General features: G+C 43.3%; 7 protein-coding genes and 1 pseudogene. 3 read left to right on the top strand and 5 right to left on the bottom strand.

What is annotated here, in order from left to right; genetic code table 11:
* Both B4033_RS01805 and serA read right to left on the bottom strand, forming a co-directional pair.
* Positions 1-218, bottom strand: a pseudogene (locus B4033_RS01805) (EamA family transporter); the annotation flags it as partial.
* 126 nt (positions 219-344) lie between these two features.
* Entirely contained in the window at positions 345-1,577 is a 1,233-nt protein-coding gene (gene serA / locus B4033_RS01800) for a phosphoglycerate dehydrogenase (RefSeq protein ID WP_286831560.1), read from the bottom strand.
* A 354-nt stretch (positions 1,578-1,931) separates the two neighbouring features.
* Here serA and B4033_RS01795 point away from each other — a divergent pair, with 354 nt between their 5' ends.
* The 3 genes from B4033_RS01795 (at position 1,932) to B4033_RS01785 (ending at position 5,340) form a co-directional block, all read left to right on the top strand.
* Positions 1,932-3,341 carry an FAD-binding oxidoreductase gene (locus B4033_RS01795; RefSeq protein ID WP_286831558.1) on the top strand — a complete coding sequence of 470 codons (1,410 nt, stop codon included), beginning with the start codon at positions 1,932-1,934 and terminating at the stop codon, positions 3,339-3,341.
* A gap of 142 nt (positions 3,342-3,483) precedes the next feature.
* Positions 3,484-3,861, top strand: coding sequence for a hypothetical protein (locus B4033_RS01790; protein WP_004896201.1), 378 nt, complete (start codon positions 3,484-3,486; stop codon positions 3,859-3,861).
* A 249-nt stretch (positions 3,862-4,110) separates the two neighbouring features.
* On the top strand, positions 4,111-5,340 hold the full coding sequence (locus B4033_RS01785; protein ID WP_286831555.1) for an MFS transporter: 1,230 nt from the start codon (positions 4,111-4,113) through the stop codon (positions 5,338-5,340).
* Positions 5,341-5,549: 209 nt separating this feature from the next.
* Here the strand turns inward: B4033_RS01785 and B4033_RS01780 are convergent, their stop codons facing one another.
* The 3 genes from B4033_RS01780 to B4033_RS01770 all read right to left on the bottom strand — a co-directional run.
* Entirely contained in the window at positions 5,550-5,846 is a 297-nt protein-coding gene (locus B4033_RS01780) for a DUF3817 domain-containing protein (protein WP_004896197.1), read from the bottom strand.
* A 213-nt stretch (positions 5,847-6,059) separates the two neighbouring features.
* Positions 6,060-6,623: a superoxide dismutase family protein gene (gene sodC / locus B4033_RS01775; RefSeq protein ID WP_004809907.1), complete on the bottom strand. Its 564-nt coding sequence runs from the start codon at positions 6,621-6,623 to the stop codon at positions 6,060-6,062.
* A gap of 128 nt (positions 6,624-6,751) precedes the next feature.
* On the bottom strand, positions 6,752-7,785 hold a 1,034-nt coding region (locus B4033_RS01770), incomplete at its 5' end, for an AI-2E family transporter (protein WP_286831552.1).

Here is a 7,785-nt window from a genome sequence, read left to right as displayed (position 1 = left end):
ATCGCTGACCATTTCACCTGACGGAAATTGATTTGCCAGATCTTAAAAATCAACGCCAACAGGGCTGCACCTAAGAGCAGGCGCATGGCTGAAACCGTCAGAATGGGAAACTGGCCAAACAGATATTTGGCAAAGGAGCCACTGCTTTGCATGCTGATCATCGCGATCAGCAGAATCAGCGGCGCTTGTACCATCGGTGCAATTTTAAGATTTGGCATGACTAAATTTGTTTCGATTTCTCGAAGAGCGGAAGAGCAGCATCAGCTGAGTAAGGCTTAAAAATAAAAACCTTTAAGCAATAAAAAAACCACAGCCCGAAGACTGTGGCTTTTTAACAACCTGAATTAGAACAATACGCGAACGCGGATTGTACCTTCAAGGTTGTGTAGAGTATCGAGTGCTTCCTGAGATGCAGTTGCGTCTACATCCATCACGAGGTAACCTACATCACCTTTGGTCATTAAAGACTGACCAGAGATGTTGATGCCGTGTTCAGCAAACAGATTATTAATCTTAGAGAGAACACCCGGGATGTTTTTGTGGATGTGAAGCAGACGGTGTTTGCCTTCAGTCAATGGAAGCGCAATTTCTGGGAAGTTCACCGCAGAAAGTGTCATACCTTTGTCAGAATAAGCCACGAATTTTTCAGCAACTTCCAGACCGATATTCGCCTGAGCTTCCATAGTAGAACCGCCCACGTGTGGAGTCAGAATCACGTTTGGAATGTTACGCAGTGGAGAAACGAATTCTTCACCGTTCGCTTTCGGCTCTTTCGGGAATACGTCAACCGCGGCACCTGCAAGGTGACCTGATTTCAGTGCATCCGCCAGGTCTTCGATCACAACACACGTACCACGTGCCGCGTTAATGAAGATAGAACCTTCTTTCATTTGCGCGAACTGGTCTTTGGTCATGAAGTTACGTGTAGACGGAACATCTGGCACGTGTAGAGATACCACGTCAGCATTTGCCAAAAGTTCACCTAATGAACCGACCTGACGTGCATTACCTAAAGGTAATTTAGTCACTGTATCGAAGTAGATGACTTTCATACCCATGCTTTCAGCAAGCACAGAAAGTTGTGAGCCGATTGAACCGTAACCTACGATACCTAAAGTCTTACCACGTGTTTCGAATGAACCTACAGCAGATTTGTTCCAGCCGCCTGCATGTGTATCTGTCGATTTTTCAGGTACACGGCGAAGAAGAAGAATTGCTTCAGCAAGTACAAGTTCAGCAACCGAACGAGTATTTGAATAGGGTGCGTTGAATACCGGAATACCACGACGCATTGCTGCATCCAGATTTACCTGGTTGGTACCGATACAGAAACATCCTACCGCGATCAGTTTGTTCGCAGCTTCAAACACTTCTTCAGTGAGCTGAGTACGGGAACGGATACCAATAAAGTGCGCATCTTTGATCGCTTCTTTCAGTGCTTCACCCTCAAGCGCCGTTTTGCGATAGTCGATGTTGGTATATCCAGCTGCATTCAATGTGTCGATTGCGTTCTGGTGAACGCCTTCTAGCAATAGAAAACGGATTTTATCTTTAGGTAGAGATAGATGTTGGCTCATTACGGCTCCGCTACAAAGGCCAAATTTAGTCGCGGTATAATAGCATAGGAAAGTACCTGATTTACATTTCCTTCGTGACGTGAATATCAGGTATTTTTGCAAGTGATATTGATAGAAATGATGATTCTGGTTGAATTAAACTATCATTTTCAAAGGTATATTAGCTAAATTGTCATTTTTTCAGGGAATCGCTTAAAAATAGCTTATAATATTGCGCCATACTTTTAAAGCAGCCCGTTTTGATGCTTTAATGGTCATGTATCGTCTGAATTTTATACAGGTCTTGATGCCTGAAAAATATGCAAATGAACAGACGATCTCTCTCTTGTTTACTTCATGCTAGGTCTGCAAACGATGAATGCTCCAGTCGCTTTAACCCCTGAGTTATTGACCCAATTGACTGCAATTGTGGGTGAAAACCGTATTAAAACCGATACGGACAGCCTCCAGAATTGGGGTCGCGATCATACTAAGCACTTTGATCCAAACCCGTCAATCATCGTTTTCCCATCAACCACTGAGCAGGTTCAAGACATCGTAAAATTGGCGAACCAATTTAACGTTGCAGTGACACCATCAGGTGGTCGTACTGGTCTTTCTGCAGGTGCAGTGGCTGCCAACGGCGAGATCGTAGTCAGCATGGACAAGATGAACCAGATTCTGGAATTCTTCCCGGCAGACCGTATGGTACGCGTGCAGGCAGGTGTCGTGACTGAACAGTTGCAAAACTATGCGGAAGAACAGGGGATGTACTACCCGGTAGATTTTGCGTCTGCTGGTTCATCGCAAATTGGCGGAAACATCGGGACCAATGCTGGCGGCATTAAAGTGATCAAATATGGCATGACCCGTAACTGGGTACTTGGCCTGACTGTCGTTACAGGTAAAGGGGATATCCTGCGCTTGAATAAAGGCATGATCAAGAACGCGACCGGTTATGCGCTACAACACTTATTCATCGGTGGTGAAGGTACGCTGGGTCTAGTGACTGAAGCAGAAATTAAATTAGAACGTCAACCACAAGACCTGCAAGTGATGGTACTGGGTGTGCCTGACTTTGAAGCAGTTATGCCAGTGCTCCACGCTTTCCAGGCAAAAATCGACCTGACTGCATTCGAGTTCTTCGGTGAGCTGGCGATGCAAAAAGTATTGGCAAATGGTCACGTACAGCGTCCATTTGAAACTGAATGTCCATTCTATGTATTGCTTGAATTTGAAGCGCCGTTTGAGCCGATTATGGACAAGGCGATGGAAATCTTTGAACACTGTATGGAACAGGGTTGGGTGCTGGACGGTGTGATGAGCCAGAGTCTGGATCAGGTGGAAAGTTTGTGGCGTTTACGTGAAGACATCTCTGAGTCAATCGCGCCGTTTATTCCATACAAAAATGACATTTCAGTTCTAATCACGCACGTTCCTGCATTTATTAAGGAAATTGATGCGATTGTTTCTGAGAACTATCCTGACTTTGAGATCTGCTGGTTCGGTCATATCGGTGACGGTAACTTACACCTAAACATCTTAAAACCTGCTGATTTGTCTAAAGATGAATTCTTTGCCAAATGTCAGGTCGTAAACAAGTATGTGTTTGATACCGTGAAAAAATATGACGGTTCAATTTCTGCGGAACATGGTGTAGGTATGACCAAAAAGCCATATCTTGAATATTCACGTTCAGCTGAAGAAATCGAATATATGAAAGCCCTGAAAAAAGTGTTCGATCCGAAAGGCATCATGAACCCGGGTAAATTATTCGATCTTTAATCTGGTCAAATTTACAAAAGCGCATCGAAAGGTGCGCTTTTTTTATTGTTGTGTAATCGTACTTACATTGTCTCAATAGTCGGTAAAAAGAAAGCCCGGCATCATAGTTTTTGATAATAAAGACAACAATGGAAACAAGACCATGCTACGAATAATTTTATTGGCAACTTTGACTTTGGGTGTGGCTGTAACAGGTGGTTGTGCAACGACGCAGGATACAATTTTTAAATTACAGTCACCAGATACCCCACTAGAGCAGGTTTTAAAATTGCGCCCTGAACTGCGTGAGAACCTTGCAACAGTGGAACTACGTCAATTCTTTAATAATGTAGAGTCACCTACTGCAGGTCAGGTGAAAGTGACAGAAACCGGGCTGAAAGATGATTCGGTAAAAGCCATTCAAACCATTTATCACTTTAAGCTGGATGGTCGTCAGTGGGAGCTGGTCAATACTCAGAAAGCTTATCAATGCTTGCGGGGAAATGATAAGAAAAAATTCCAGCAAGAGCCGTGTCCATAATATTGTTTGCTCTTTAAACAGGTCTTAGTTAAAAGCGTATTTTAAGGATGCGCTTTTTTCTTTTTTAAAGAATGGCTTAATTTATTTTAAATTTATAAATACGCAACTTATAGAAGTTATTAAATAGTTATATTTAGATAGACTTAACCCAAAAAGCTTTAAACAATAAACTCTGCTACACTTTGCTAAATTTTTCCAAATTCAGCTCTTTTAAAATTCTAAAAAGAGTAAATGAGCCTTAACTCTTCCATGCAAAATATTCAAACGACAAAACTCACCCGTGCCACCATTATGTTCCCATTGGCGCTGGTACTGTTTGAGTTCTCCGTCTATATCGGCAATGACCTGGTACAACCCGCCATGCTCGCTATTACCAAAGAGTTTGGTGTGAGCAGTACCTGGGCGCCGTCGTCCATGTCTTTTTATTTATTGGGTGGGGCATTTATTGCGGCTGTGCTTGGCCCTTTATCTGATCGACTCGGTCGTAAAACCGTATTACTTGGCGGTGTGGCTTTCTTTGTTATAACTTGTCTGGCAATTCTGTTTGCTCCGAATATTGAAAGCTTTATTGCACTGCGCTTTTTACAAGGCTTCGGCCTATCTGTGATCGGTGCAGTAGGTTATGCCGCAATTCAAGAAACCTTTGAAGAACGTGATGCCATTAAAGTCATGGCACTCATGGCAAATGTGTCTTTGCTCGCGCCATTGTTGGGGCCTGTGCTCGGTGCCTTTATGATTGAGCATGTATCCTGGCATTGGGGTTTTATCGGGATTGCCTTCTTGGCTTTTTTGAGCTGGTTTGGTCTTAAAGCCAAAATGCCTGACCCTCAAATCAGTCGGGTTAAACAGCCGCTGAGTTATGTCTGGGATGACTTCAAAGAAGTACTAAAGAATAAGCGCTTTGTGACACTAACCATGTCATTGCCCACCATCTGCATGCCGTTAATGTTGTGGATTGCATTATCCCCAGTTATGCTGGTCGAGCATTTGGGCCTGACCAGTATGCAGTATGGTTTGGCCCAGATTCCAGTTTTGGGCGGCCTGATAGCAGGTAATCTGGTCTTGCTAAAAATCATCGACAAAATGCCATTAGGTCATACCGTCATGCGTGCCGTCCCGCTGATGTTTATTGGGACATTGGTCATCGTCGCGGGGCTGTTTATTCCAGAATATTTTGTACACTGCCTGATTCTGGGCATGACTCTAATCAGTTTCGGTGAAGGCTTGAGTTTTTCGGTTATTTACCGTTTTGCTTTGATGTCTTCTGAAGTGTCTAAGGGCACCGTAGCGGCTGCATTATCTGTACTAATGATGCTGAGCTTCTTCGCTGTGATTGAACTGGTACGGGTGATTTATGAAGCTTATAATATTGGGGGTTATAGTATTTCTTGTGCTGTGCTGATTGCACTGTGGTTTGGCATTCCAAGAGCATGTTTAAAAACACTGATAGCAGAAAGAAAGGAAAGAGGGGAGTTTTAAGCCTCTCCTTTTTAAATTTTTATATAAATGAAGGTATTTACTTTATATCCCTTTGATAAAATGTATTGAATGTTGTCTCTCCCTCTGCGAGAGAGTTAGAGAGAGGGAAATATTAATAAAATAATCTTCCCCTTGTGCTGCAGTACTGCTCATCTCCTAAAAGGAGAGGGAATGTCCATTACCATTTGATAATGATTGCAATCCCAAAATTAAGCTTCAGCCGGCTGCTCCAGCTTTTTTAATTTCATATCAAAGATAAATGGCCCAAATGGCAGAATTGAAGCGATCAGGCCCATAATAAACATACTGAGTGCCCATTTCTGTTTTTCACATACCGCAAACAGCACTACTATAAAAAGAATAAATAACACGCCATGCCCCATGCCGATATATTTCACCAAAACAGGATTGTCCATCATGTACTTCACCGGCATGGCAATAAATAACAACAGCAGGAAAGAAATACCTTCAATCAGGCCAATAAGGCGTAGGGTTTTGATGTTCATAAGCAAGTCAGAATATTTGGAAACTCTACGAGTGTAGCCGATATAAGTAGCAGAATAAATAGGCTTTATAACTATAAGTAATTGTATTTAAAATAAATAATTCAGAGTTGTATGGTTGGTTTTAGCTGTGTTTTTATATTGGTAAAATGATCTGTATGATTTATAAGATATAAAAAAGCACCTCCGGGAAGGTGCTTTGCTGTATTCAATGAATTAGATCACGCCACAGGCAATACGGTCACCACCACCGCCAAGTGGTTTAGGTGAATCAGAGTAGTTATCACCACCAGCATGAACCATGATGGCACGGCCTTGAACATCAGCCAGCTTTAAGCGTGGTGCAACCACAGTCACTTTCGCAGTACCATCAGCAGCTACTTTCAGCGCTGGCAAGTCACCGAGGTGACCACTCATTGGCGTACCGTGATTCGGTGCCTGATTGGTATTCAGGTGACCGCCCGCAGCAATTGCAGCGCCGACTTTACCGTCTTTTTCAGCAGGAGCACATGAACCATTTTCATGAATATGGAAACCACGTTCACCCGCAGGCAAGTTGCTTAAATTGGTACGAATCACCAGTCCTGCCGGGCTATCAGCCAGGTAAACCATACCAATCGACTGACCCACACCTTGTGGAGATACAGCATTTACCGTAACCGCTTTCATATTGTCGATACTTGGTTGAGTCGAGGAGGTTGCACAACCAGTGAACAGGGCCGCACTGATAATACCCAGTGCAGATAACTTGAACATTGATGACTTAAACAATGCAGACATGATATGGCATCCCATACTTATTTTGATTTTGTGTCCTCATTGAAACAGAGAATTTATGACAATTCTATATGGATTAAGCACTTAAATGTTTTAGCTTTGTAATGCGATATAAGCGCTGCCAACACCACTTAAAGTGACGATGTTGGTGGATCTTTCTTTTCTTCTTCCAGATCATAGGCCAGCGTGGCTTTCGGCATCATTAGCGGTTCATTCTGGCCATTTTCATGCAGCCATTCACGCCAGATTGCCAGTAGTACAGCCAGAATCACTGGACCGATAAATACCCCAATCAGACCGAAGCTGGCAATACCGCCAAGTACACCAAACATGATCAGCAGGAATGGAATCTGGGTTGCGCCGGAAATGACCAATGGACGAATTACATTATCGGCCGTGCTGACGATACAGACGCCCCATGCCATCACGCCAATCGCTTCGATAGTTTGACCTTGTGAAAATAGCCAGAGGGATACTGCACCATACGCCATAGGTGGGCCAAACGGAATCAGGGCAAAAATAAAAGTAATAATGGTCAGAACCATCGGGTTTGGCACACCTGCGACAAAGTAACTTACACCCGCAAGGAGGGCCTGTGCAATTGCAGTCAGTCCAACACCATAGACCACGGCACGCGTGGTATCAGAAATGGTATCCAGATAATGATGCACACGTGGACCAATCACTTTTTCTAAGGCTTTGCTGACCTGTTTCAGAATGATTTCGCCATCACGGTAGAAAAAGAACAAAGACAGCATCGCAAAACCTAACTTAATCAGGTTTTTGCTGATTTCATTAAATACCACTTTACCGTAGTTCAGGTGTCCCTGAATCCAGATGGAAATATTCTGGACAATGCTGTTTGGGTCGTTATTGATATCACGCAAGGTACGGGAAATTTCCTTACCTACAAGGGGCAGATTACGAATAAAGTCTGGAACATTGAGATGACCAGAAAAGACCTGTTTCTGTAATTCGTAATACAGGCTACGACCTTCATGTTGCAGCAGGAAGATGGCAAATGTTAGTGGAATACCGACCACCAGCGTTACCATAATCATCATGATAATCGCACTCAGGTTCGGTCTTGAACCGACAGAGCGTTTGATAGACTGATACAGAGGCCAAGTCATATAGGCAATAATGGCTGCCCAAACTACAGGTA

Source organism: Acinetobacter sp. UBA3132 (assembly GCF_002364825.1).
Taxonomy (GTDB): Bacteria; Pseudomonadota; Gammaproteobacteria; order Pseudomonadales; family Moraxellaceae; genus Acinetobacter; species Acinetobacter schindleri.
This window is presented reverse-complemented; position numbering and strand designations above follow the sequence as displayed.